Here is a 26,782-nt window from a genome sequence, read left to right as displayed (position 1 = left end):
AGTCTGCAATAAGTAACTTTTATAGCTTGATATACGAATTTCCACATTAGATTTACATTCGCTCTATATTCATAGTTAAAATATAGTCAAACTTTTGATCGTTCTACTAGGTTCTATGCCTAATTTTGGAAACGTACCTCAAGTACACATAACTCAAGAAAAAATATTACCGCTCACCTTGAGTAAACGGTATTTTGGGTTAATCGCTGCTTTCTGATTCCTTGGACTTCAATTCCGAGTTAGAAACAAGATTATTACAACTATAAAGTGTCGCAGTGGGGGATCCAACAGGAATGTCTATAATTCCTAATACGGGATAGTATGCAGGCTTCTCGACTAGGATATAATTGGTATTTAATGCAATTGCTGTCTTTAAGACATGTTCGACACATACATCTCGAATTGTTTGGAATGGACTTGGTTCTGGGCAACTTTGTTTAGTGCGGATTGTGCATTCTTCTGATTGTTGAGGCGCGAACTCTGAGGATATTATTGAGGGGTGTCCCTGAACAGCAGCGCGACTTTTCAGCTCTAAATTGGATACTGTGGAACAAGATGACAGCAGAATTACTGTGAGTGAACTGCAAAATATTTTCCATTTAATGTGCATTCATCCGCTTCCATACTAATTGGTCGAAAAAATATAGTGTAAAACCTTTATGGAATCAACCTAAACGCCGATACAAACAGAGCATGCGATATACGCACGATATATTCTAATAGCTATGGTGTACTGGAAATATCGCCACCAAATGATTACGCGCACGCGTCTAGAATACTAAAACACGTTCGCAAACTAGCTATCTACTACATGGGGCTTAGTTATTTAAATAGGGCTCTTATGTAAATAACGTAACTTTTAGGCCATAATTCAACTTTGTTATTACATTGAATCATTATTTCTCAATCTTTCAAATTACTATATTTACATATGCATCATTTGTCACTCCTTTTTTAAAATGTCCGCTTTTTCAACTAGATTAAAATGTCCTGTTTATAGACTCGATGATTAAAAAGTTGAACATAAGACTGATTAAATATACAGTATTATAATATTCATTAAAGGTATGTTTAGATTAGGATGATAAAAGAATTAACCAAGGAAAATGCATTAGATTTAGTTCCACTTTTCATTGAGCTAGAACGCTATTACTTTGGCAAAGATGCTGCTAGTGAGGCAGAGGTTCGAGATTATCTAAGTAATAAAGTCTTTTCACAGAACTCAGGTGTATCGGTTGTAGCCTTTTATCATGAGTCGAACGTAGTCGGCTTTGCCACATTCACCATTATGTATCCCGCACCAAAGCTTTCAGGGCAAATGTTTATGAAAGATCTTTTTGTTTCTTCTATGGTAAGAGGTGAAGGGGTTGGAATAAAGTTAATGCAACACATTGCTCAAATCGCTATCGATACTGACTGTAATCGATTTGACTGGACAGCAGAATCAACCAACCCAAATGCAGGGAAGTTTTATCAAGCGATTGGAGCTTCTGTGGTCGAAGAAAAAGAGTACTATCGTCTTGATGGTGAGTTACTTATTCGGTTTGTGGATACATCCAATTAGTCTGAACTAAAACGACTTACTTCCTTACACTAGAGCTAGCAGCAGGGTTTAAAAGCTTATATTTTTCTTGTATTGATCGCTTTTGCGCTGTTCGTTTAGGACCATTTCGACTCCGTTCACTTTGTTTCTTCAATTCAAACTCTTCTTGTTTTTGCTGAGCAAAACGTAATACTTGGCCCAACCGTTTGTTATCAACCACGCGACCTTGGTCGATTTTTTGTAGTTTATCAAAGGTTTTGAAGTTGAGTTTTCGGTGTTCATATTGAATAGCAATTTCACCGTTTGGGTAGTCGAGAATCTTAACTTCTTCATGAACGAGTCGTGAGTTTTCTTCCGTAGGTTCAACAAGGTAAAGCACTTTATCATACTGAAAAGTCAATGAGTTAGAGAGTTTTCTTATTTCTTGCCAAGAGAAAATATCATCCAATTCATCGTTCGTTTCTCTGACAGGCCGATGAAGATCCTTAGAGTAGTTGGGGGCTTTTGCAAAGCGTCGGTTGTAGTCATCAATGAAGTAGGGCAGCCATACGTTGGCTTCCTCAATCGTATTAATACCTTGCAAGCGCATTTCCTTGACCAGACGGTTTTGTAGTGTCGAGTTGGCGCGTTCAACTCTGCCTTTAGCTTGTGAGCTGTTGGCACAGATAAGCTCGATGTTCAGATCATGCAGAACTCGGCCATACTGGGTTGGCTTTTTAGCTTCAACTGTATTCTTGTTACTCACATGAAAAATAGCATGTCGATCACTGTAAAATGCAATCGGCTTACCATGTCGGTCGACATATTCTCGTGTTGCTACCATGTAGTCGAAAGCAGACTCAGTCTCACTAAATCTTAGGTTCATGAGCTTGCTGGTCGCATCATCAATAAATACTAACAGGCAACACTTTGGACTTCGACCTTCAAACCAATCATGATGTGAGCCGTCAATCTGAACGAGCTCACCAAGACAGTCTCGGCGGTGTCTAGGCTGATAGATTCGAGGCTTACGCTGTGAGTGTGGAACCCACAAACCATCAGCGATCATCCAAAGACGAAGTGTCTCAACGGATACCGTTAAATTATGTTCCTCAAAAAGTTTTTCATGAGCAAATGTTGGCGAGAAATCGTGATAGTGTTTACGGACAACACGTAAAACTTCTTCACGTAACTCAGTTGGGTAGCAATTATTGCTTGGCTTACCACGAGCGCCGTGAGGCAGACTGGAAATACCATGAGATTTTAACTTGCTCAGCAATCGGCGAACTTGTCTTGTGGTAAGTTGCAGCAGCTTAGCGGCATCGACTTGGCGTAACCGACGTTCAATTACATCCTGCAAAATCTTATATCGGTTTATATCTTGGTCACTCATGGTAATCAGCATCCGGTTGTCGTCCTTTATGTGATGGAATAGATCAAGCATAAGAGGACATTTTAAAATTGCTTAAACCGGACATTACTACTTTGGGTCTACATCATTAGTGCGCATTATGTACGTTATGTTAAATACAATGGGAGATGAAATAATGTCTGTTATCCCCTTTTTTACCAAATGCTCTTTTGAGCGGAAACCATTAAACATAACAGTGATTTACCATAAAATACTTAATAATCAGTATGTTAATCTTTGATTCTCATTCTAATTATTAACTCACTACAATAAGCCATTGTAGTGAGTTTTAGTTCTCTAGGTTTTAGCTCAGACTGTATTGCTTCAATTAGCCGCCGGCTAGCTTAACTTTGTAGTCTTTTTTCTCCAAGTGAGCTTTGATTTTGTCTCTGGCATCACCTTGGATTTCAATATTGCCGTCTTTTACGGAACCTCCACAACCACATACTTTTTTGAGTTCTGCGGCCAGCAATTTTAATGGCGCGTCATCAAGGTCTAGGCCACTAACAATACAAACACCTTTACCTTTTCTTCCTTTAGTTTGGCGCTGTATTCGGACAATGCCGTCGCCTTTAGGACGTTCAACTTTTTCTTCTTCAGGTTTAATTCGACCAACTTCTGTGGAATAAACTAGGCTCATGTTAAGTTACTTCTTTTGTTGCTGTTGTTGCGCTTTTTGTTTAGCGATCAAGTATGCCTGTATGTGCCGCTCCAGTGCAAGCCTGCTGCCTTTAATTAAACGCCCATTGAAAAAACAATACCAACCATTCGGTTCACCAGAGTCATTTTTCAATGTGAAGCCATTGAAGTCTTCTTGAGTGGCTTTTTCTAGAGTCTCTGGCCTTTTGCCGACATTTTCGAACTCCCTCGGGTCAATAATTGAATTGGTGTCAACATACCAGTCAACACTCTTCTTGAGTGCGTTTAGGCTACCAACTAACGTGCTCTCTTTTATTTGCACTTGCCATATTTCCTTGGAGTCACCACTCGTTTTTAAGTTGAAGCCTCGATATAGAGTAACTGCCATAGCTTGCCTTGAATAACCTTTATTAGTTTTAATAGTTACTTAAATAATAATTGCATATCTAATGTTATCAAGTATATTAGTATATAAATGCTTAGTTATAGTGCACCATAATGAGAAAAAACATTCGAATTATTAATGATACTGAAGAGCTTCGTCACAAAATTGTTGAGTTTTCCCAAGCAATTAATATAGAACAAATGAATAATTTGACGAGTAACGAATATTCGAAAAATTCTTTGCTTGCTATGGTAAAAGATTGGAATTTATATGTGGAGTTTTGCATCGAAAAACATGTTAGCCCACTCCCCGCTTCTGCCACTGCAATTCGACAATATATTGAACGTTTAGCGGTTAAAAGAAAGTACGCCACGGTTAGAAGAAATACTGTTACCATTGGCTTGATACACAGAATCCTCTCTCAAAAAGATCCAACAACCAATTCGCAAGTGCGCAACTCTCTAACTGAAGTCCGACTAAACAAACATGGCGATGCGAAGCAAGCCATCCCTTTGCAGTTGCATCATATAAAAAAATTAGAAACTCTAATCGCTAAACCCCCTTCAATTCAAGAGGTAAGAGATTTAGCGATATGCTACGTAATGTTTGAATGTGCAATGAAGCGTTCGGAACTTAAAGCTTTTATGTTTACTGATATACATATCTCAAACGAAGACGCTTACATTAAATTAGGCGAATCAAATTACAGACTAACCGACGCTGCAAAGCGAGCATTAGATGCTTGGAGTATTTTAGTTCCTTGTCAAGAAGGCACTGTGTTCCGCGCGATCGATAAACACGGCAATATAGCAACAAACCCTATGGATGATTCATCTATCTACCGCGTAATGCGTCGTGTGGGAGACAAATTAGGTATTGATGGGAAACTGTCTGGGCAATCCTTGAGGGTTGGTGCTGTTAGAGAGCTTGCAAAACAAGGTTTGAATCCTAGAGATATTCAACACTTTGGTCGATGGCTAAGCCCAGCTATGCCCTATCAGTATTTAGGTAACAAAGAGCAAGCTGAAGCTGAGAAGATAGTGTTTAAAACGATTAAGCCTTGGCGTTAATCATTATTGACACAAGATGCTAGAAATTCGCTAAATGCATGGCCGTTATTTTCTAGCATCTTTGGAAACATTGAAATTGGAGTCATTCCTGGAAACGTGTTTACTTCATTTAGGAAAATCTCACCACTTTCAGTTAAAAAGAAATCGATTCTCGACAAATGCCGTAAACGAAGATGATTAAATACTTTATGTACGTATTGATGGATGTCTGCTAGCTGCTGTTCAGTTAAGCCCTGTGCTTCAACCTCTGTCAACGAATGGCTGTTCTCACTGTACTTTTCATCATAAGTGTAAAATGCGCCTTTGGGAGCAATAATTTCTCCTGGCTTGGTAACAAACAATTCTCCGTTTAATTCGTAGGCTGCGACTTCTAATTCTCTAGGCTGAAGTGCCTTTTCAATAAGAACTTGATCTGAATACTCAAACGCAGCTCCAATGGATTCTTCTAGCTGCTCTAATTGAGTCACTTTATAGCAACCAACAGAAGAGCCTTGTCTTGCTGCCTTTACAAACACACTCCCCCAATTCTCAAATGCTTGCTTGGCTTCTTGGTATGCTTGTTCGCTGTTTGAGCTCAAGAACAGATACGGCGTATTTGGTATCCCTAATGTGTCATACCAGAGCTTAGACGTAATTTTATTGAAGCAATTGGAACTTGCTTCTGGGCCGCAACCTAAATAAGGAATTCCTGCTAGTTCAAGCATGGATTGAATATCACCCGTTTCACCTGGGTACCCATGAATACAAGGTACGACAAAATCTATTTCAACAGATGAGGTAGCGCTGTTTATAGAAGCAGTGTTGGTATCCAGATAAGAAAGTTGTTCTTTATCGTTAAACCAGCCATCAGTACGAATTTCAATACGAACGACGTCAAAGTCTCCGCTTTTTTCCAACTGGTCCTGAACGTAATTTGCAGAGACGAGGGAAACTTCGTGCTCGGCTGAACCTCCACCACACAGCAATAAAATGGTCTTTTTTGACATTAAAATCTTTCCTTGATGAATCTTTAGGAATAGATGCTTATGATAATCAAATTCACCTCAAGATCCATGCTTTTAAAAACTAGCTTTGATGAAGTGATGCTAAGTGGTGCAATAACACTCACTTTTGATGACTACACATAAAAAAAGAGCTCTTTCGAGCTCTTACAATTCAAATCAGTTGAGTTTGTTTAAAGTAGGATATTCAGAGTTTTTAATGGCATCGATACTTTTCACAAATGGTTTTAAGTTTTTAAACTCCATCGGTAATGTCGCTATCGCTTCTTTTGCTTCAACTCTAGTTGCATAATCTCCATATAATACTGTGTACCACTTAGTGCCATTTACAACTTTATAATTCTCCCAAATGGGCTCTCCTGCAGTGGGCAGTTTGCGTGCAAACTCATCAACTTTGGTTTGTGTACCAACCGCAACGACCTGAATGGTGAACCCAAACCTAGGATTTTTAGCTATCTGTTTTGCTGTAGGTGGAATGATAGCTACTGCGGGTTTGGCTTTCATTGGTTTAGAAGCCGCCGCTTTGCTAGGAACAATTTTGGATTGAGTCGCTGGAGTTACGTTTTTCTCTGTGATGCCATTCATCGAGCCATCTTGAGATACGACCGGCTGATCGACTTTAGCTACTGGGTATGCTTCACGATAACTTTCTGAGCTAACATCCATTGTATATGTGCCTGTTGAACACGCTGACAAAAGAACTGATATTCCTACTATCGCTATTTTCTTCATGAAATTCTAAATGCCCCGAAAATATAACCTACCATAAATCATGCCGTTAGCATGGCCTATAATCAACCCAACTGACTAACATTATATTGATACACTGTGACTTGAGACACAAAGTAATATCGTTAGTATGATTAATCGATCACAAGCTATAAATATTTGGCCAAAACATTACGCCAATTTGTATACCCTGACCCTGAAGTTAACTTTACGGATTTAACTATGAAAAACTTAGAACACTTTTTTAGACCTAAATCTGTTGCTGTAATTGGTGCTTCAACCAAACTGGGTAGAGCGGGAAATATCGTCATGAACAACCTCCTACAAGGTAGTTTTGAAGGTATTATTATTCCCGTCACACCATCCTACAAATCTGTATGTGGGGTGCTCGCTTATCCAAATATTGAATCAATGCCATTAGAGCCAGATATTGCCATTCTTTGCACCCACGCAACGCGTAATATTGATACTTTTAAAGCTCTTAGTAAAAAAGGCTGTAAGATTGTCATTGTTCTGTCTGCCGATATGGATGAGCTAGACAAAGACGGAACATCCATACAAGATCAATGTCTGTCAATCGCCAAGAAAGCCAAGATGAATGTACTAGGCCCTAATAGCTTAGGGCTGATTCTGCCTTGGGTAAATTTAAATGCCTCGTTCTCTCCTATACCAGCAGACAAAGGAAAAATAGCCTTCGTTTCTCAGTCGGCGGCAGTATGCACAACAGTCCTCGACTGGGCAAAAGATAATCAGATAGGTTTTTCAGCGGTTATTTCACTAGGAAACGCCAGTGATATTGGATTTCCTGAATTATTAGATTGGCTAAGTACAGACACTAAGACGAACGCCATAATGCTACATGTAGACTCGATACATGATGCTCGTCGTTTTCTGTCTGCCGCACGTGCAGCTTCTCGTAATAGGCGAATTCTGGTTCTAAAAAGCGGTCGAACAAAATTAGGGCAAGAAGCTGTCAAAATCCATACTGGTGGTGAAGACTCTTTAGATATCATTTATGACTCGGCAATACGTCGAGCAGGTATGCTTCGTGTAACGACCACACACGACTTATTTGCTGCATTCGAAACGCTTACACACTCAATTCCATTGCGCGGTGAACGAATCGCATTCATCACCAACGGTGGTGGACAAGCGATTATGGCAGTCGATACGCTCTCTGAACATGGTGGAAAACTTGCACAGCTCGACGTATCGCTCATCGATAAACTTTCAGAATTTCTGCCAAATAGTTGGAGTCATGCCAACCCGATTGATATTGCCGGAGACGCCGATATCAGACGATACACACAAACTCTTACGACCATTATGAATAGTGATGTCGCTGATACCATTGTTGTTATGCATAGCCCTTCGTCCATCGCTCCTGGAGTTGAAACTGCGCAAGCTATTATAGAAACGATCAAAACACACCCTAGAAAGCAGCATTTCAATATATTGACTAACTGGTGTGGCGACTATACCGCTAAACAAGCTAGGAGTTTATTTTCAGCAGCTGGTATCCCTACCTATAGGACTCCAGAAGCCGTTGCTACAGCATTTATGCACTTGGTAAGTTATCGACGCAACCAAAAACAATTGATGGAAACGCCTTCAACTGCGCAACAAATTGACACAGTTGAACTTGAAAAATCCCAAAAATGGTTAAAACAACAATTAAAAGGCAACAACACTGTTCAGCTTGATACCCACCAACTTGGTTATTTCTTTGAACATTTAGGCTTTAAGGTACTACCAACTTGGTTAGCCTCAAACTCGAATGAAGCAATTAGTGTTGCCAATAACATCGGCTATCCAGTCGCTGTCAAACTTCGCTCACCAGATATCTCACATAAATCTGACGTATATGGCGTAATGCTAAACCAACAAAATGATAGCGAAGTGGCCAGCGCAGCTCGCGGAATATTCAACCGAACTAAAAGACACTTTCCAAAAGCTAAAATCGATGGCTTAGTCATTCAGGCTATGGCCGAAACCTCAGGGGGTGATGAGTTACGAGTCAAGGTAAAAAACGACGCTATATTTGGTCCTGTTATCCTGATTGGCCAAGGAGGTTCAGAGTGGGATGAATCTCAAGATGCGGAAGCTGCCCTTCCTCCGTTAAACACAACCCTAGCGCGATATATGATTATTCGGGCAATCAAAACCGGCTGCATCACACCACAAAAACTGATTAAGCCGATCGATATAAAAGCACTATCTCAATTTTTAGTACGTCTATCACAGATGATTATTGCTTTTCCTCAAATCGTTGAATTAGATATCCATCCGCTTCTTATTCGAGGCAATGAGTTCACTATTCTCGATGCTCATTTGACCATACAAAAATACGACTTAGATCCTCAAAAGCGGTTAGCGATAAGACCTTACCCCGTCGAATTGGAAGAAAACACACAGTTGAAAGACAATACGCCAATTCTTTTACGTCCAGTCAGACCTGAAGACGAACCTATACATTCTGACTTTATCAAGCAAGTTTCAAAAGAAGATTTGTATAAACGGTTTTTTACTGAAGTTGGTGAGTTAAACCATGAAGCTTTAGCCAAGCTGACTCAAATTGATTATGACCGAGAGATGGCATTTGTAGCCGTTCAAGATAGTGAGCAGAGCCCCAAAATCCTAGGCGTCTCTAGGGCGCTCATTGATCCAGACAACGATGTAGCAGAGTTCGCTATTTTGATTCGTTCAGATTTAAAACGGAATGGATTAGGTAAAATTTTAATGGAGAAAATCATCCATTACTGCAAAGAAAAAGGCACCAGACAAATTCAGGGTATGACAATGCCAACTAATCAAGGCATGCTTAGGTTGGCCTCAAGTCTCGGTTTTGAATTAGAAGTTGAATTTGAAGATGGCATTGCCGACATGAAATTGACACTAAACCCTTGAGAAGTAGAACGATCCCATTCGATCTTCGTAGATCTTAAGCTAATTTCCAGTTTTTCTGCAAATATTGAATACACCAAGATTTAGCCTCGCCGATAGAGTTTCTCCTCCAAGAGAGAATGATATCGGCGAACTTTTCCTCACTGCCTTCAATTATCTTTAGTTCACCCGAATCAATCAGTGGAGACGCAACCTGACTAGGTAAAGTGCCGATACCTAACCCTACTCTCAAAGCTTCAATTTTGGCGTGAAAATTAGTCACAGTAACACGAGGTTGTTTTTGTAGAATATTTACACTGATTGCTGCCTGCTCTCTTGCAGTATCAGCGATTGCTATTACGCGATATTTTTCACGCGCCTCCTCATCAAATGGGCCTTTTCTTTTATGTATATAGTGATTGCTACTCGCCACCCATACCATTGAAAATTTCCCCAACGCAACTGACTTCACCTCTGGCGGTAAAGGTTCATCCCCTACTCTTGGACAAACCAATAAGTCTGCTCGCCCTTGTAATAGTGACTCCCAACTTCCGGCAAGAATTTCCTCTTGTAACTTAACTCTGGTCTTACTCACCTGACTGAACGCTTCAACAAGTGGGAAAAAGTTGCTGACAGGAATAATGCCATCAAATGCCAACGTTAAGTCAAGTTCCCAGCCGTTAGCAACCAAGCTTGCTTCATTTACCAAGTTTTTTGTTGCTGATAGTATTTGCCGCCCCTGATTTAAAATAAGCTTTCCCGCATCGGTAAAAGATGCTTTGTGTCCAGAACGATCGAATATCATGATATCGAGTTCTTGCTCGAGTTTTTGAATTTGATAACTCAATGATGAAGGCGCTCTTTCAAGCTCTACTGCTGCGGCTGCGAAGCTACCTCGCCTTTCAATAGCATCTAATATATGTAAAGCTTCTAACGTGACTGGGCTCTGCAAAACCTACTCCGTGGGATGACTATTATCTCTATACAATAGATGATTTTCGACATTCGACCATCAACCCAAAATAACATGTTGTCAATTTGAGCGTATAACTTTTTGAATAGGCTTATTAAAACAAAAAGCCAGCGATTACTCCACTGGCCTTAGCAGGAAAAGCTCAAATATCTCTTTAGATATTATCACTTAGAGTTGTTCATATCCTTTGACGATTTCATCTCTTTTACCACCATAACTGTTGCTGTGGCGATGAATACGACGATCAAAGCTAGCTCCATGGAGCACCTCTTTACTGTATTTTTCAAGGAATGTTGTATTAAATCGCGGCCATTCTAACAGGTTGTATAAATGTTAACAGGTTTTATTTTATTGATTATCAATTTATAGATATAGATCAAGGTGATTTTCTGTATGTTATTGATCAATATAAACAACGTATAAATCAGGTTGCTTACAATTCACCGTCTGGTTTAACCCAGACTTGACTAAAATCGAACCAACCAAGTGCATTACATTTCGCATTCTGAATTGAACCACAGTGGTCTTTACTTACTCCCAACCAACAATGAAACATTGGGATAATTTGCATTTTTTCAACGAGTGACTTTGCAAGTGATTGGCTCGGAAATACTTCTATTTCACCTGAACGCCAATCACTGATTTGTTGTGTCCAAAATTGATAGTCTTCTTCTAAACTAAACGTTTTTACATCACTGTAATTTAATAACCAACCAGCAAGCGCATCTTCTCGGTTATTGGTAATTCCCATCGGTTTTATCCAGATATCGACTTGCTCACTATTCGGAAGATCCATATCGTATTTAACCAGTTCGACAGATACCCCATCATTTTTTAGTACTTTCTGGATACTCTGAGCAAGTGTCGGAAACATCGGGTGCTGAGAATAATAAGCGATCTTTACCGTTCCGCTTTCAGGTGGAAAAGCATCTTTGTCTGCATATGGCTGATGATACCAGCCCGGCTTGATGCCGTGGGCTGGCAAAATACCGAGTTCCGTCACCTGAGTTTGAGAAATATGACCAAACAAATTCAGAGAGTTTAGCCTATTTAAAAAGTACATTGCCCACCTATCATCGGTTGCCAAACCCGATCTCCTGTTCAGCAATAGATAAGTACATCCGGGATCCAATTCAACTCCTTCCGTCATTGTGCCCCTTTTAGGCTTGGTAAGACTAGGAAATACTATAGAAGAATGAACTTTATCGATCACCCAAACTTCAACCCTATCTAAAAGAGGACGAAAGCCAAAATAATTGTCGTTCGCTTGCAAAACCAGTCGCTTATTGTCATTTTGAATCACTTTATATGGGCCTGTACCCACTGGTAACCTATCGAAGTTTTCAGAACGGGTAGATTGCTTAGGTAATATTTTCGCGCAAGACTCGGTGAGTAATAAAGGTAGGCGTATATCCGGCTGGCTCAATAGAATATCTACAACCCAGTTTGCAGGCGATTCTACTTTTGAAATATGGCTAAATAAATCTGTCGTTTTTAACGCTCTAATACTTTCGAGAATACAGTCAATCGTCAGTTGGTCTCCATTGTGAAAACGCACACCTGGACGGATGTAAAACCGCCAATGAAAAGGAGAGATCGCTTCCCATGAATGGGCCAAATCGGGTTGTATTGATTCACTTTCATCCAAACGGATTAATCCGCTAAACACTTGGCGTGCAATATGTAATTCAGAACGTCGCATGGGTTTAAAAGGATTGAGCATCGAAAGCGGTCGATAGTATGGCAACCTAATGACTTGTTCACCTTCTTGCTGTTGCAGCCCTAAATAACCCTCAACAACTTGAGAAAGCTTTACGGCATCATGTCCCAACACCGCCAACGCTTGTTCTATTTTTCCTTCATCTAGATAACGCTTAGCTAAGGTTTCGCTAATATCGTTTCTGCTTCGCTTGAAATTCAGCTGGGATAGTTTCCCTCGCCCTGGAGAAGGACGCCACTCTATCCATCCCTCTTCCTCTAATTTATTCAGTACAATTCTTGCGTTTCGACGTGTACAGAATAATATCTCTGTAATTTCGTCTAACTGAACTTCGCAGTTTTCTCCATTGTAATGTTCAAATAGCTTTTCAAATTGTGCTCTTAGCCTTGGGCTTACCATAAAGAGGAAATCTCATTTTTTTTGGGACCAAAATTAGTTTCCCTATTTTAGACGATATATCAAGGGATATTTAGAGCATGTTTTACTTTTGCGAGAATATAGTTACAAGATATCACAACCTAACTGCTGAGATATTTGCTGTATTTGTTCCTCTGAGTCCAGCTTTATAGACCATTTCATGTCGCCAATATTGGCTGATATCACGTTTGCTCCATTACCTATCAGAACAACATTTTCAGCACTAGCTTGCATTGTAATCATATTATCGCCACCTGCTTTAACCACAAGCTCATAGGGCGTAACAATAATTTTTCCATTCTTGAACTCAAGTACCACTGTTTAAACCTCACCTCTTATTGTTTTCTTTTTACAGCAACAGTAAGTCTGCTCGTGCAAACTAAGCGCTCTCTCTCGTCAGTAATGTTGATTTGCCACACTTGAGTAGTCACACCCAAATGTATCGGCTCAGCTTTGCCAATCACTGTCCCAGATCTCATTGACCGAATATGGTTTGCGTTTATATCTAATCCAACACAGTACGAGCCTTTTTCAACACAGAAATTTGCAGCAACGGAGCCCAGTGTTTCTGCTAGAACAACCGAAGCGCCCCCGTGGAGCATGCCAAGAGGTTGATGGGTAAACGAACAGACAGGCATTGTTGCGGATATTGAGTTTTCATTAAATTGTGTGTATTCAATTTGCAAATGTTCAATTAGGGTATTTTTTGACGTTTCATTCAAAACATCAAGGTCAATATCTCGTTTCCAAATTGCCATTTAATATTCTCCACCAACTATCATTAAGTGCATCTTTATATTCCTTGAGTATAATACCCGCGTTTTTATTGTTAACCCACAAGAGATACTTATGTCTATCGAAGCTTCGTTGCTCGAACGCAGTCAATCTAAGTGTGAGCTTTGCTCAAGTACCAAGCAACTAACGCCTTATGTCGTGCCGCCTTACAGTCAACTTACTGTTGATCATAGCATTTTACTATGTGAAAAATGTACGAGTGAAATTGAGGATCCAAAAGATATTAATCATTGGCGTTGCCTAAGTGATAGCATGTGGAGTCAGGTTGCTCCTGTCCAAGTCACCGCTTGGCGACAGCTCACTCGACTCAATACGGAAAGTTGGGCGCAAGACTTGTTAGACATGATGTACATAGAAGAAGAGCAACAGAATTGGGCAATGATTGGAATGTCTGAAGACGATAAGCCATTAGATTGCAACGGTGTTGAGCTTAAAAAAGGTGACGACGTAACGGTAATCAAGGATTTACCAATTAAAGGCAGTTCTCAGGTCATCAAACAAGGTACGGTGATTCGAGGCATTAGTCTTTCAGCAAATGACCCAACTCACATTCAAGGTAAAGCAAACGGTCAAGCAATGTTTGTGATTGCAGAGTACTGCCGCAAGAAATAGCTCTAATTGCTACAGCTAACTAGAAATGGCAAATCCCACTGCCATTTCTTTACATTAAGGTAAAAAATACCTCGTACTTCTTCCTCCAGAATCCGATTTAACTAAACACCCTAGCTCCAAAAGCGTTGCTAAATGTCGAGTAGCCGTTGCCCTACTCACTTTTGCGACCTTTTGGTATTGGCTGGTATTGATACCCTGTGCAAAATCTCCATCTAGCATTCGATTGATAACTTTAACCTGCTCTGCATTGAGTTGTGTTTGATCGATCCCACGCCAATAATTGGTTTTGTACACGGTTTGATCAATCTCGGCCAACACGCCAGAAAATGTTTCATCAAGGACATCTAAAAACCAGAGCAACCAAGCTGTGATATTTAAATCGCCTTTTTGTGTGTTTTCTAGGATTTGGTAATAGCTTTTTCTGTTCGCTAAGATGCCTACAGACATTGCGTAAAAGCGCACTGACTGTTTTTCTGCTTGTGCCAAAGCTAAATCGGTTAACAATCGAGTAATGCGGCCATTACCATCATCTAATGGATGAAGCGTCACAAACCATAAGTGAGTTATCGCGGCTCTCAACAATGGATCCAACGTATAGTCAACTATTGAAGAATTGAACCAATCAATAAAATCAGCCAGTTCCCCCTCAAGTATTTCTCTATTCGGGGCTTCAAAGTGAATAATTGGCTTATCTATTCGACCAGATACAACTTGCATTGGTGCGTTGCCACGCAACTGGCCCCCTATAACAGGGTTGAACATGGTATAGCCTTCCGGAAAAAGCTTTCTGTGCCACTCTAGGATACGCCCTAATGCCAAGGGCTCATCTAAATTTTCTACCGCGTCGAGCATTATTTCAGCTAAGCCGTCTGTTTGCTCTGTTGTAGGAAAAGGTCTTTCCTCACTCAGACCTAGCTTATTTGCCAACGAAGAGCGAACCGAGAACGCATTCAGCTTTTCTCCTTCAATTGCACTTGAATGAACAATGTTTGCGAGCAAAGTATCCAGCATGGTTTTTTGTTTATCCTGCGACTGCGCGCTCACTTTACCCAGCAAGATTCCTTGGTTGAGCCTAACTTGTCGCAAACGAGGCTCAATGCTTTGCTCATCCCATGAGAAATGGGGCCATTGCTTGCGTTGCCATATCCACATATAAACCTCAGTGAGTCGAATAACGTTATTATTTAAATCAAATTATGATTCAAATAAGTAAAACATTCAACTCACATAATGATTTGAATAAGCATTTAATTAGCTCAAGTAAAGAATCATTGAGAAAGCCAAAAAAAGCACCATGACTCAAAAGTCGATGGTGCTTTTACAAACATCCCAAAATGCAGCCATAGGATTCTATGTTTATCTCAATGAAATTGCTTACCAAAACGTAAATGACGTGCATTAGACATAAGTAACTGAAAAGTTTCTTTATCGACACAAATTAACGTCTCGTGATCGCCTGCTTCAATATAAACTTTGTCCAAATTGTCTAGTAGCTCATCACAAGCAACCATTAAATTATAAGGTTCACCGAGTGGTGGCACTGCACCTTTTTCGCAGTCCCAAAACATACTGTATACCGTAGGCTCTTTTATCAGAGAATATTTAGCATTAAAGTTATCGTTTAACACCGACAAACTTATCTTTTTATCAGCGGGCAATACCGCCATCAATCGACGACCCTCATGATCCTCTAATAAAACTGCCTTGGCTAAATGATGTAAAGGAACTTTAGAAGCAACAGCGCTATCCACTGAACTTGTACTTTGATAATGAGATATAATATCGTAATCAATCCCTTCGCTTTCAAGGTATCGATTTACTCTCGCTGAAATTGTCATATTTCTCTCCTCTTGGGTAAAACACCCTATGAGGTCAACTAAAATTCAATCACACATCGTTATCTACCTAACAGGGTTGTCAGCCTATAACTTAGCCCCAATACTCTGTGAGATAGTCAAGTCGTGTAATAAAAGTATATATGCAAGTGAAATGAGTGAACGGTATGTTGTGCAAGTTTTGAGCAAATAAACAAGCAATGTGCACATTGACACCTTTTGGAAGATGCAATAGCAAGGATGTAATTAGAAAGTCAATAACATACGCTGATATATGAATCAGTATATATCTCTAGATTTTGGGACCATAGCAAAGCATCATAAATAAAAACAATGATTACATTTATTGAACTACAAAAACTCGTTGTTATGTTGTTAACTAAATGTGAAACGAATTGTTTACCTTACTGTCCATGTTACAAATGTTGAGTGACATAAAAGTCACTTAATCCCCCTTCCCCCCATGTAACATGACAACGCCGCTTTTTAACGAGCGGCGCTTTTTTTGGGTATAAAAAAACCAGCAACTCATAGTGCTGGCTCTTTCTACGTCAGTAGCAACTGCTACGGACACTTATTGGCTGAACTCGCTTATCGGTTGATACCAATATCTCTTTGCATGTGACCAGACAAATCACTAGCGTTGTAACAACGAGAAGTATTGTTGTCTGTAAAGAGAACATCTAGAAGATGTTTGAACAGTCCTTTGAAGTCAACCGAGTAGCGTTTTTTGCCCAAGTCATTCGATGCAACGTTTTCTACATTGATTGCGTGTGCCATATGCGCCTCTCAGAAGTATGTAATTCAGATTTCCCGCGCATAATAAAAAATATCTTATACGATAAACAATGACATATTTTAAATTTTTCGATTAGTTTTTCTAATGAAACAATAGATTAACAAGTCGTTCGGTAAATATTCAAATTGTTTTATTTTTACGCATATAAATTCATCAAACATGAAAGTTAACTCAAGTACTCGATAGATAACTCCAAATGTTTACAAATTTTCAACATGAGACATTCATCACGCTTAACTAAACGATTCCAACCCCTATAAAATAGCTATATTTTACGAATTACTTTCTTGTTTTTCATTACTTTAGACTTTTCATGCCAAACAGATAACACGACTGCAATTAGCATCGCCAATACTAGCACCGTAAGCGAAATAGGAGTTGGTATGTGCCATGAGGTATGCACAAGTGCCATTTTAACGCCGATGAATATCATTATGAATGAAAGTGCCGGTTTAAGATAAATAAACTTATCGATCATCCCCTGCAATACAAAGTATAAAGAACGCAAACCTAGCAAAGCAAAAACATTGGCCGCTAAAACAAGAAATGGTTGGTGTGTGACTGCAAAAATAGCTGGGATTGAATCAAGAGCAAACATAACGTCAGCAAACGCTATAACAACAAGAATAATAGCAAAAGGAGTAAGGTGCCTCTTACCATTTAATGTTGTAGATAAGTGGGTGCCACGAAATTGTTCTGTAACGGGAAGTAATCTACGCAATATTTTCTCTGGCCAAGGGTTAAGCTCTTCTTCTCCTTTGTCCAAAGCCAAACTGAAGCCAGTCCAAATCAGAAATACCGCGAATACATAAAATAACCACTGGAACTGATCTAATAGATGGATTCCAATAACAATCATTATACTGCGCAGTATTAGAGCGCCTATCACTCCCAGCAACAAAGCACGAGGTCTTAAAGCATCGGGAACAGAATACTGGCTAAAAATAATAGCAAATATAAACAGATTATCGACACTAAGCGACTTTTCTAGCAAATACCCAGTCACAAAAGCCGTCGCTGCTTGAGGGGCTCTGTACGCACTGTTTGGGTCAATATATGACCAAAAATAGTGAATGAAGACTGCAAAACCTAATGCGAGTACAAACCAAAAAATGCTCCAAATAACCGCACTTCTCAGCGATACGCGACCATTACGGGTTAACCAGATATCGAATAAGACAAGAACAATAGTGAAAGCAAAAAAAGAAAAGTACATTGTTGGGGTCATAAATCCTCCAATTGCAGAAGGATTAGGTGTAATAACCTGAACGAAACCTTCCGCAAACAAAACAAAACCCTTCTCAACCCAAACAGGTACGAGAAGTGATAATTAAGTTGCGTTGGTCTCGTCGAAGCATTAGCTCTTGCTAACGCCCATACTCACCGGATAAGACAAAGCTTAACGAGATGACGATAAGTATGCTCTAGGCGACTACTCCCCAAAACGTGGTGATAATATATTTATAACTAGAATATGTCTACAATCAATTTCGGTTCCTAACTGTGCGACAACAATAATAATTTAAAGTCACACCCCAACATAAGGTAAAAAATACACCAGTGCCGACCAGACACCTATCCAAGCGGCCACCAGCATGAAATCGAACCAATCTTTATCCCACATAATTTACTCTCCAAGCACACTTACGTTCGAGTATGCTTTATGAATCAAATACAGTGGATAATTAGCAACCTTTATGCCAGTTAAAGTTTTTCGTTCCGTTTAATTTAGACTGATTAATGACTTCGGGGTGATCGGTCAAAAGTTCAATAAAACAATCGGCCATTGAGAAGGTTGTCACTCTACCCTCACCTTCCATGTCCAGTATCGCGTGGTAGCCTTCTTTACCTTTCATCGAGTAAGCTGAAGAGCTTCCTCTATATAGTTTATTCTTTTCAACAGCTTGCCACCCAGATTCAGCGGTAAATATTTCTAGATTAACTACTCTTTTCCCAAGCGCGTTATTAGCAAGATAACGATACCTAAGGTTATAAGTATATGGGTATGATCCAGTCCCGGTTCCATTTACACCATTATTCGTCGCATTATTGATTGCACCTTCCAAGATCAGTGCAATCGTCGTTCCTTTGACGCAATAACTCCCAACTGGGACGGCAAATGGCAACAGTTTCCCGGCAATATCTGCCACAGAGATATTACCTTCTGTAAGTGATGTCCTCACGCCACCCGCGTTATGGATAGCAAACTCAACATTATCGCCATGCTTATTCAACATGTATAAAAACGATTGAGCAACCAACGGGGCGATTTCACTCGCGCCTTGCTCATCTGGTACACGAACATGCCGCAGTGTGTTAGAAGCCTTAGCAATTTTTTTCTTTTGAAGCTTACGTACTCGAGGAATGTACTTGTCCTGCAACATTCCTTGTACTTGAGGATCTTTTTTACAGACAACAACATTTGGGTGCTGGCCAAGAAACTCACAGGCAGCAATGTGTGCGTCATCGCTGCCAGCAGTATCCATACTAGCGTTCAAAAACAATCGTCGTCCTAACAGAAGTTCATTTCGTCCAGAGAAGCGTGTGACTTCCCCCTCTGCACTAAATTCAATTTCGCAATGCCCAAGACAGAGCGCATTACATCCAGATTGAACAATATACGTATCATTAACTTTAATGCCGTATTCGTCGTGTTTGCCTAGGCCAATAGAGCTAAAGTCACCCTGTAACGTATGACTGTGTCCACCAACAATCAAACTTATGCCACTAACATGCTTAGTGAGTTCAATATCAGCTTCATAGCCTAAGTGACTCAACAGGATTATTTTATTAATACCGTTCGACTGAATTAACCGGACAGTGTTGGCCACAGTTTCCACTGCGTTAGTAAATGGCGTATCAGGATCAGGGTTTGCAATATCAGCCATTTTATCTATAGAGACACCAAAGATTGCCACTGGCTCATGATTAACTGTCTTACAAATCCACTGAGCACTTTGAGATTCAGGTAAGTAAGAAAATACTTTGGGGCTATTTGAAAGTCCATGATGTTTCTTACTGTCTTCGTTTGAAAGGTCCCAGTTCCCAGCCAACAATGGAAACTTAATTTTGTTAACAAACGCTGCAACAGGAGCATTTCCCATATCCAATTCGTGATTCCCTAATGCCATTGCATCAAGCTGAAGCTCGTTAAGCATATCGGCATTCGCTTTGCCTTTAAATAGGGAAAAATACAGTGTGCCTTGAAAACAATCGCCCGCATGCAAAAAGAGGAAACCTCGGCGCATACGTTCCGCATCATTCTTTAGTTGGTGAATTCGGGTCGCAATTCTTGCGAACCCACCCGCACTAACATAAGGCTTGAGCTGTTGGCCATCTTGTTCGAATGTAAGTTGAAGTGAAGTAGGTTCGAAGTAAGAGTGAGTATCATTGACGTGCGCTAAAGTAAGCCTCAGCGGCTTATTTATCATTACTTTGCCATTCATTTTATATTCTCTGTTCATCCTCGTTACACTAGCACATAAATCATGACAGAACCATGATATGCAAAATGACGGGTATTCGTGAATCACTTCATCAACAGGCATCCGAATTTGCGTTATGCTTATAAGTATTAAAGCAATTTTATTAGGAGCGCATTTGAGAAAATTTAAATGGAGTTTTTACTTTAGAGGTCCACTCTATGAGACTAGAGCGAATAGAAATATCTGGATTTAGAGGAATCAAGCGCCTTTCTCTTGCTTTCGATGATCTAACGACGCTCATTGGAGAAAACACATGGGGTAAATCTTCGCTTCTTGACGCTCTATCAATTGTATTACCCGCTGAAGGCAAGCTTTATCAATTCGAGATGAGTGACTTCCACGTCGATTACTCAATTTCGCATCCACAGACGCAGCATTTACAAATCGTATTAAGCTTAGTGGCCTCGGACAAAAAAGAGCTTCTTGCTGGCAGGTACCGAAAAATAAAGCCTATCTGGATTGAAGATGAAACTGGCACGAATAGAATTTACTACCGTATCAGCGGCTCCAGAGATGGTTACAACGTCACTACAAGCTATGCTTTTTTAAATGTAAAAGGCTCCCCACTGCCATTACATCACTCCGAGAAACTTGCCCACGAGTTAATGACACTTCATCCTGTTATTCGTTTAAGGGACTCAAGACGCTTTGAAAAATTTAATACTCAAACGAACGGTATCAACGCACGAATTGAAAAACGGATAAACAATACTTGTAGGCGACTTCTCGCCATTCCTGGACATGTCAATAAAGGGGAAATGCGGAGCAGTTTAAACTCGATGAATAGTTTAATTGAGCATTACTTCTCTTACAAAACCCCTCAACGTAAAAACCCAAGAAAACAGAGAGATGGCTTATTCTATTCCTCCAACCATAAAGAGAAGAGCCTAACTGAAGTCGTAGAAGAAACGAAAAGCCGTCAGACACAGTTACTTTTAATGGGGCTTTTAAACGCCTATTTACAAGCTAAGGGGCCCACTGAACTTCGTCGGTGTGCGAGGCCACTGCTAATATTGGAAGACCCAGAAAGTAGGCTCCATCCAACTCATCTAGCAAGAGCCTGGAGTCTGTTACAATTACTGCCTATGCAAAAAGTCCTGACGACCAATAGTTCAGAGCTACTTGCGCAAGTGCCACTCGGTACCATTCGGCGGCTTATCCGGCATTCTGATAAAACAATAGCCAGAACAATTCCACTTAAAGGCCTCAATAAGGATGAGTTGCGTCGAATTGGTTTTCATATCCGCTTTCATCGCTCCGCAGCATTATTCGCTCGTTGTTGGTTGCTAGTTGAAGGAGAAACCGAAGTTTGGTTATTTAACGAGCTTGCCAACCAATGTGGATACAATCTCGCGGCAGAAGGCGTACAAATTATCGAGTTTGCACAATCGGGTTTGAAGTCTTTGATAAAAGTTGCCAAAGCATTTGGCATTGATTGGCATGTAGTGACGGATGGCGATGCTGCAGGTAAGAAATACGCTGCGTCAGTGCGTGGACAACTAGATAACGAAATCGAAAATCACCGCTTAACTGAATTGCCCGACAGAGATATTGAACACTTTTTATATTCACATGGCTTTGAAGCATTTTTTAAAGACATGATTAGAATTCCACATGATCACCCTATACCAGCGAAAAAAGTCGTCGCACGAGTGCTGAAAAAGCATGCTAAACCCGACTTAGCGTTAGCTATTGTCTCTTACTGCGAAGAACAAGGAGTAGAGATTATACCAGTTGAACTTCGCTGGATTCTTAAAAGAGTAATTACAATGGCAAATGGTAACACCTAAAGAAAAAACGCGCACTAAGGTGCGCGCTTATCGGTAGCTTCAACTGCATTTACTGCTTGATACCTTCAACATACAACTCCATATCGACATAGCTTGTCGTACCCATCACTTTAATATCGAAATCAGCAAGCTCTATTCGAGTTAATCCAGAAAAACCTGCTCTTTGCCCACCCCATGGGTCTTTTCCTGCGCCGATAAAGTCAGCAACAATAGTAATCGGTTTGGTTTTTCCATGGAGTGTTAAATCTCCTTGAATGTCAAACAGTCCATTCCCTTTATCAACAACTTTAGTACTGACAAATTTTGCTTCAGGATATTTCTTAGCATCTAAGAAATCATCACTGCGTATATGTTTGTCTCGCTCAGCGTGGTTCGAATCTACGCTGCTTGTATCCACCGTTACAGACACAGTAGACGCTTCAATGTTTTTCGGATCATAGCTAAATTGACCTTTAAACTTATCAAACCGTCCGACTGTATAACTAAAACCAAGGTGGCTTACTTTAAAATTGACGGATGCGTGAGCACCTTTAGTGTCAATTAAATAATCCGCAGCATTTGCACCAATTGGAAGACTTATCCCTAAAGCAAGTCCTACTGCAAGTAAGTGTTTCTTCATTTTGACGTTCCTATCATCTTCCGTAACGTATTGTCTTTATTTAAAAAATGGTGTTTCAATGCCGCTATCACGTGTAAAGCAGCCAAGCTTATTAAAACCACCGCGCTATATAAATGAATATCTCCAGCAATATCAGCTTGATGTGAAAACAAAGCACCTGCACCCGGCACCGTAAACCAATCAAATACGTCGATTCCTCGACCGTCTTCTGTCGAGATTAAATAACCAGAGATAAATACAATCAATAAGAGAAGGTACATAACACAATGAGAAATTTTTGCTAGACTCACTTCCCAAGACTTACCTTCAATTTGTGGTGACGCCGTCACTGATTTCCAGAAAAAACGAAATACAGTCACAGCTAACAAAATGATTCCGATAGACTTATGCCAATGTGGTGCTAAGTTATACCACTTACTGTAGTACGTCAGATCAACCATCCACAGCCCCGCAATAAACATTCCAATAATAAAGATTGCTGACAACCAATGGATAATTCGAGTAAGTAGGTTGTAATTATTTATTGATTCCATCTGACCACTGTTCATTCTTGTTCATTGCTCCTGCAGCACAAGCTGTTACTTTGTATTGAGGTGACCCATAATCGGTTACAAAGTATTTACTATCCATCATGAAATGAAAATACAGTGAATTTGACCAATTTAATCAAATTATTTGATGAAGGTAGTGAAATTAGTTGTAAGTGTTCATTAATGCAAAATTAAGGTGGGCTCAAATTATATGTATTTCTGAGTAGAACTCGTTAAGTCTAACAAGCCATGCATAAAAGTGAATCCTTTTTCAAACCCAGTCAAATGCAGTGAACAAAGTTCCGTTACGAGAGTTTTGGTAGTGGCGTTGATCATGAACTTCCCATTTAAAAATCACAAATGTCAATTCTGTGTTAACCTTTTAACAATAACGAAAATACGGTTAGAGGCTTATCTAGGTGTTACTTGATGTTTTAGTTCAAAGTGTTAACGAGTTTCAGACTGATTGCATGGCGCTCTGTGAAAAGCATTATCCCACTATCCACAATCAAGGAATCAGCGGTAACCATTTAGGCGTTGCTTTTTCTCGTCGACTTTCTCGCACATTAGAAGAGTTCGGTCACCAATTTAATTATAGTGCGCTAGAACCCATCATTAAAAGAGAGGAGTCTGCGCATTTTAGAGTCAGCTCGGATGTAGGTACGGTTTGGATTATTACTTCTCATATGACAAGTGCTGGAAAAATATGCAGAGATAAACTCTTGCAACAAGTTGGAGTATGGCGACAAGAGCATGGGTACGCTATCCAGCCAAACGACTTACTTTTGTTGTTAACGGATCATTGGATAAGCCGCAGCAAACAAAGCCGAGAGTTGCTGCATTGGTGGACTGGGCAGCTACCAGATGAAATCGAAGAGTACAGCGCTCAAGGCATCAGCTTATTCACGAGTGATTCACTACTATCTAAGACATTGGACGATCATTACCAGTTAAGCCCCTACTACATTAAGTATTCGCATCCAATTAAACATTCAAAAAATCAACAACTCGTGCGTAAATATGTGCAGTTATATGCGGTAGTCCAACTTAGCTAACCTTTATTGAAGCCTCTGTTCGGGATAATAGAAGACCTCCATAGAAAAATCGTCAATTGTCCCGAATCAAACTTAATTCACTTCACCATATTGCTCTAAATACAACACTGTAGCAGCCGTTCTTGAGGGTACGCCTAGTTTTTTCAGTAAGCTCTTCATATGCACCTTTACCGTCGCTTCGGAAATAAACAACATTTCTGCTATTTGCTTATTTCGATACCCTTTAGCGACATGCTGCAAGATTTGTGTTTCGCGCTGAGTGAGTTGATCAAACATTGTTTTAACACCAGTTTTACCAACTAAGTAATCTTCCACTTCCTTGCTGTATACACGTTCCCCTTCTAAGACTTTTATTAGACCTTCAACTAATGCTTCTGGCTCTGTGTCTTTTAGTAAGTAACCGTCCGCTCCAGCACTTAATACGGCCTCAATATCAGAAGGGCTATCAGAGACAGTTAAAATAACAATAATTGCGTCTGAGCCATCTGTTCTTAACGACTTTAACGTATCAAGCCCAGACATCCCTCGCATGTTAAGATCTAAAACGATTAGCTCTGGCGATAGCTCTTTTGCCTTTGCTACCGCTTCAATACCGCTGCTTACATCCGCAACAACATTAAAGCGCTCTTCATCTTCCAGTAGCTGGTTTAATCCTTTTCTCATCAATGGATGATCGTCCACCAGCATGACGCTACACTGTAACATATTGTTCTTCATGATCATTTTTTGGGTACGTCAATACCACTTCACTCCCTTGATTAATCTTAGAATTTATTATAATCGAACCATTTAATCTAAGCGCACGTTCACGCATGATACTCATTCCATAATGGTTTTGTTTTTGATGTTTGACATCAAATCCAACACCATCATCTCGAATACTAATAATGACTTCTGTATCCACCTCGTTACAATCGATCCAAATATGCTTCGCCTTAGAGTGCTTGATTGCATTTAGGATTGCTTCTCGTATTAACTGTAAAAGGTGAACTTGTTGGTTTGCATTCAGATCAAGACTAGACAATTCGCTGTTAGAAGCAATTTGCGCGTCTGTCTGGCTACTCAGTTGATTGACAATTTCATTCAACGCTTGGCCAAAACTTCCTTCTTTGATGTTAAGCCTGAAAGTAGACAGTAGTTCGCGAAGTTGGGTGTAAGCAGAAGACAATCCAACATCAAGCTCAGTTATTACACTGAAAAGCTTTTCACTCTTGCTTTCTTCTGGTTGCACGTTTATCAATTTTTTGAGTCTAGATACTTGAATCTTAAGATATGATAAAGATTGAGCCAACGAATCATGTAATTCCCTCGCAATCGTAGCACGCTCTTCCATCAAAATAAGTTTCTCTATTTGTCTTTGAGAGCGGTAGTAAAACAAGGCTCTTGAAAGAAGTTGAACAAAACTATCGACAACAGCTTGATCTGGACGGATAAAATCAAACTCTAAGTATAAATAGCCAAGGTTTTCTCCCTCTAGGAACAGCTTGAACTCTTCAGACGATTCACGGGATAGATCCCCTTCTTCATATACTTGGCTATTCTCATGGGATTCATCGATTTGTAGCTGGACAGCTTTAATTCCCTCTATGCTGACGATATTTTCTAAAATATTAGCTAGGTTTTCAGGGTCAACCCTAGAGACACTTAATTGTTGAGAAGAATCATACAGTAGCTCCAATGAGCGGTTGAGCTTGCTAAGCTTGTCTGTTTTCTCATCAACAATTCTTTCTAAATTATGGTATTGGTTTCCTAGATCATACGCCATTTCGTTGAACGTTTTCGCTAAGGCGCCCATTTCACTTTGACTACTATCATCCAACTGTATATCGAACTGTTGATTTTGGATTTGTTCACTGGCAAGTAACAGCGACTCCATCGGTTTTACTACTTCTCGCCTAACAAACAGTACGACAAATAAACTGATGGTGAAAATCCCACTTAGCCCTAGCCCACCGACCCAAGCTAGTCGAGTAAGTGTATGCTCAGACATTTCTTGGAGTTTAAACACAAACGAATCTATCTGATCAACAAAGGGCGCGACCTGCTCTAAGTATAGCTGTCTATCGTTGCCACTTAATATGATTTTCATTTTTTGCCATTGTTCGACTAATCTTTGATAGTCCTGTTGAACCTCTTCAGAAATCATTTCTCTATCAAGATCCAACATTGCTTTGGAGTTCAAAGACTTCTCAAACATTAATACATGATGACTGAAGTTTTTCGAATCAGTTCGAATATCATTAGCCAAACGGTAGCTTTGCATACGCATCGAGCCTGCGACGTTGACCGCTTCAGCATCATTGATACTTGATAACAAGGTAATGATTGAAAAGCCCGTAATGACAATAGATAAAACAACGAGCGTTACCATAGAAACCGCTATCGTTTTTGTGACTGAGCGCTTGACACTTTCCAATGTGTTCTCCTAACTCAAGTGGCTTGATCTATGACCTTTAATGATATCGTGTAATTGATTAATAAATATGTGAACTATCTCGTTTACTTAATTTGA

At 39.9% G+C, this 26,782-nt stretch carries 24 protein-coding genes; 6 read left to right on the top strand and 18 right to left on the bottom strand.

Features of this window, described 5'->3' with window-relative positions; all coding sequences use genetic code 11:
- Positions 1-1,081 precede the first annotated feature (1,081 nt).
- On the top strand, positions 1,082-1,564 hold the full coding sequence (locus ACM2FC_RS10105; protein WP_498480783.1) for a GNAT family N-acetyltransferase: 483 nt from the start codon (positions 1,082-1,084) through the stop codon (positions 1,562-1,564).
- 16 nt (positions 1,565-1,580) lie between these two features.
- On the opposite strand, the gene ACM2FC_RS10100 is transcribed toward ACM2FC_RS10105, so the two are convergent.
- The 3 genes from ACM2FC_RS10100 to ACM2FC_RS10090 all read right to left on the bottom strand — a co-directional run bounded on the left by ACM2FC_RS10100 (position 1,581) and on the right by ACM2FC_RS10090 (position 3,960).
- Entirely contained in the window at positions 1,581-2,915 is a 1,335-nt protein-coding gene (locus ACM2FC_RS10100; protein ID WP_498480795.1) for an ISNCY family transposase, read from the bottom strand.
- A gap of 346 nt (positions 2,916-3,261) precedes the next feature.
- Complete coding sequence (gene yciH / locus ACM2FC_RS10095; RefSeq protein WP_498480782.1) at positions 3,262-3,573, bottom strand: stress response translation initiation inhibitor YciH; 312 nt, start codon at positions 3,571-3,573, stop codon at positions 3,262-3,264.
- A 6-nt stretch (positions 3,574-3,579) separates the two neighbouring features.
- On the bottom strand, positions 3,580-3,960 hold the full coding sequence (locus ACM2FC_RS10090; protein ID WP_498480781.1) for a DUF3319 domain-containing protein: 381 nt from the start codon (positions 3,958-3,960) through the stop codon (positions 3,580-3,582).
- A gap of 110 nt (positions 3,961-4,070) precedes the next feature.
- On the opposite strand from ACM2FC_RS10090, the gene ACM2FC_RS10085 reads away from it, so the two are divergent.
- Positions 4,071-5,027, top strand: coding sequence for a tyrosine-type recombinase/integrase (locus ACM2FC_RS10085; RefSeq protein WP_498480780.1), 957 nt, complete (start codon positions 4,071-4,073; stop codon positions 5,025-5,027).
- On the opposite strand, the gene ACM2FC_RS10080 is transcribed toward ACM2FC_RS10085, so the two are convergent.
- Together ACM2FC_RS10080 and ACM2FC_RS10075 are read right to left on the bottom strand one after the other, a co-directional pair.
- Positions 5,024-6,013 carry a D-alanine--D-alanine ligase gene (locus ACM2FC_RS10080; protein WP_498480779.1) on the bottom strand — a complete coding sequence of 330 codons (990 nt, stop codon included), beginning with the start codon at positions 6,011-6,013 and terminating at the stop codon, positions 5,024-5,026. The two genes, ACM2FC_RS10085 and ACM2FC_RS10080, sit on opposite strands and share 4 nt — an antisense overlap.
- Positions 6,014-6,187: 174 nt before the next feature.
- A complete protein-coding gene (locus tag ACM2FC_RS10075; RefSeq protein WP_498480778.1) occupies positions 6,188-6,760 on the bottom strand; it encodes an SPOR domain-containing protein in 573 nt (190 codons plus the stop codon).
- 219 nt (positions 6,761-6,979) lie between these two features.
- Here ACM2FC_RS10075 and ACM2FC_RS10070 point away from each other — a divergent pair, with 219 nt between their 5' ends.
- Positions 6,980-9,664, top strand: coding sequence for a bifunctional acetate--CoA ligase family protein/GNAT family N-acetyltransferase (locus ACM2FC_RS10070; RefSeq protein ID WP_498480777.1), 2,685 nt, complete (start codon positions 6,980-6,982; stop codon positions 9,662-9,664).
- A gap of 34 nt (positions 9,665-9,698) precedes the next feature.
- Here the strand turns inward: ACM2FC_RS10070 and ACM2FC_RS10065 are convergent, their stop codons facing one another.
- The 4 genes from ACM2FC_RS10065 to ACM2FC_RS10050 all read right to left on the bottom strand — a co-directional run bounded on the left by ACM2FC_RS10065 (position 9,699) and on the right by ACM2FC_RS10050 (position 13,508).
- Positions 9,699-10,592 (bottom strand): LysR substrate-binding domain-containing protein, encoded by an 894-nt coding sequence (locus tag ACM2FC_RS10065; protein WP_498480776.1) that lies wholly within the window; start codon positions 10,590-10,592, stop codon positions 9,699-9,701.
- 454 nt (positions 10,593-11,046) lie between these two features.
- Positions 11,047-12,732: an SgrR family transcriptional regulator gene (locus tag ACM2FC_RS10060; protein WP_498480775.1), complete on the bottom strand. Its 1,686-nt coding sequence runs from the start codon at positions 12,730-12,732 to the stop codon at positions 11,047-11,049.
- Between the two features lie 102 nt (positions 12,733-12,834).
- Entirely contained in the window at positions 12,835-13,068 is a 234-nt protein-coding gene (locus ACM2FC_RS10055; protein WP_498480774.1) for a DUF3389 family protein, read from the bottom strand.
- A 17-nt stretch (positions 13,069-13,085) separates the two neighbouring features.
- Positions 13,086-13,508, bottom strand: coding sequence for a hotdog fold thioesterase (locus tag ACM2FC_RS10050; RefSeq protein ID WP_498480773.1), 423 nt, complete (start codon positions 13,506-13,508; stop codon positions 13,086-13,088).
- Positions 13,509-13,599: 91 nt separating this feature from the next.
- Between ACM2FC_RS10050 and ACM2FC_RS10045 the strand changes: the two genes are divergently transcribed.
- Positions 13,600-14,157: a PhnA domain-containing protein gene (locus ACM2FC_RS10045; protein WP_498480772.1), complete on the top strand. Its 558-nt coding sequence runs from the start codon at positions 13,600-13,602 to the stop codon at positions 14,155-14,157.
- A gap of 54 nt (positions 14,158-14,211) precedes the next feature.
- On the opposite strand, the gene ACM2FC_RS10040 is transcribed toward ACM2FC_RS10045, so the two are convergent.
- From ACM2FC_RS10040 to ACM2FC_RS10020, 5 genes are all read right to left on the bottom strand, one after another.
- The gene (locus ACM2FC_RS10040) at positions 14,212-15,309 is read right to left on the bottom strand and encodes a Fic family protein (protein WP_498480771.1); all 1,098 of its coding nucleotides are present in this window, start codon (positions 15,307-15,309) and stop codon (positions 14,212-14,214) included.
- A 209-nt stretch (positions 15,310-15,518) separates the two neighbouring features.
- The gene (locus ACM2FC_RS10035) at positions 15,519-15,995 is read right to left on the bottom strand and encodes an aminoacyl-tRNA deacylase (RefSeq protein ID WP_498480770.1); all 477 of its coding nucleotides are present in this window, start codon (positions 15,993-15,995) and stop codon (positions 15,519-15,521) included.
- A 588-nt stretch (positions 15,996-16,583) separates the two neighbouring features.
- Positions 16,584-16,772: a hypothetical protein gene (locus ACM2FC_RS10030; RefSeq protein WP_498480769.1), complete on the bottom strand. Its 189-nt coding sequence runs from the start codon at positions 16,770-16,772 to the stop codon at positions 16,584-16,586.
- Between the two features lie 284 nt (positions 16,773-17,056).
- On the bottom strand, positions 17,057-18,079 hold the full coding sequence (locus ACM2FC_RS10025) for a TerC/Alx family metal homeostasis membrane protein (protein WP_498480768.1): 1,023 nt from the start codon (positions 18,077-18,079) through the stop codon (positions 17,057-17,059).
- A gap of 397 nt (positions 18,080-18,476) precedes the next feature.
- The gene (locus ACM2FC_RS10020; protein ID WP_498480767.1) at positions 18,477-20,237 is read right to left on the bottom strand and encodes a bifunctional metallophosphatase/5'-nucleotidase; all 1,761 of its coding nucleotides are present in this window, start codon (positions 20,235-20,237) and stop codon (positions 18,477-18,479) included.
- Between the two features lie 197 nt (positions 20,238-20,434).
- Between ACM2FC_RS10020 and ACM2FC_RS10015 the strand changes: the two genes are divergently transcribed.
- Positions 20,435-22,066 carry an ATP-dependent endonuclease gene (locus ACM2FC_RS10015; protein WP_498480766.1) on the top strand — a complete coding sequence of 544 codons (1,632 nt, stop codon included), beginning with the start codon at positions 20,435-20,437 and terminating at the stop codon, positions 22,064-22,066.
- 49 nt (positions 22,067-22,115) lie between these two features.
- On the opposite strand, the gene ACM2FC_RS10010 is transcribed toward ACM2FC_RS10015, so the two are convergent.
- Both ACM2FC_RS10010 and ACM2FC_RS10005 read right to left on the bottom strand, forming a co-directional pair.
- Positions 22,116-22,685 carry a YceI family protein gene (locus ACM2FC_RS10010; protein ID WP_498480765.1) on the bottom strand — a complete coding sequence of 190 codons (570 nt, stop codon included), beginning with the start codon at positions 22,683-22,685 and terminating at the stop codon, positions 22,116-22,118.
- Positions 22,682-23,233: a cytochrome b gene (locus ACM2FC_RS10005; protein ID WP_498480764.1), complete on the bottom strand. Its 552-nt coding sequence runs from the start codon at positions 23,231-23,233 to the stop codon at positions 22,682-22,684. The genes ACM2FC_RS10010 and ACM2FC_RS10005 overlap by 4 nt, the downstream gene beginning before the upstream one ends.
- Positions 23,234-23,634: 401 nt before the next feature.
- On the opposite strand from ACM2FC_RS10005, the gene ACM2FC_RS10000 reads away from it, so the two are divergent.
- The gene (locus ACM2FC_RS10000; RefSeq protein WP_498480763.1) at positions 23,635-24,270 is read left to right on the top strand and encodes a hypothetical protein; all 636 of its coding nucleotides are present in this window, start codon (positions 23,635-23,637) and stop codon (positions 24,268-24,270) included.
- A gap of 72 nt (positions 24,271-24,342) precedes the next feature.
- Here the strand turns inward: ACM2FC_RS10000 and ACM2FC_RS09995 are convergent, their stop codons facing one another.
- Together ACM2FC_RS09995 and narQ are read right to left on the bottom strand one after the other, a co-directional pair.
- A complete protein-coding gene (locus tag ACM2FC_RS09995; RefSeq protein WP_498480762.1) occupies positions 24,343-24,975 on the bottom strand; it encodes a response regulator in 633 nt (210 codons plus the stop codon).
- Positions 24,962-26,686, bottom strand: coding sequence for a nitrate/nitrite two-component system sensor histidine kinase NarQ (gene narQ / locus ACM2FC_RS09990; protein WP_498480761.1), 1,725 nt, complete (start codon positions 26,684-26,686; stop codon positions 24,962-24,964). Before narQ ends, ACM2FC_RS09995 begins: the two co-directional genes overlap by 14 nt.
- Positions 26,687-26,782: the final 96 nt, after the last annotated feature.

This window comes from Vibrio sp. A37 (assembly GCF_059777565.1).
The sequence above is the reverse complement of the archived record's forward strand: the minus strand, read 5'-3'. Positions and strand labels throughout refer to the sequence as shown.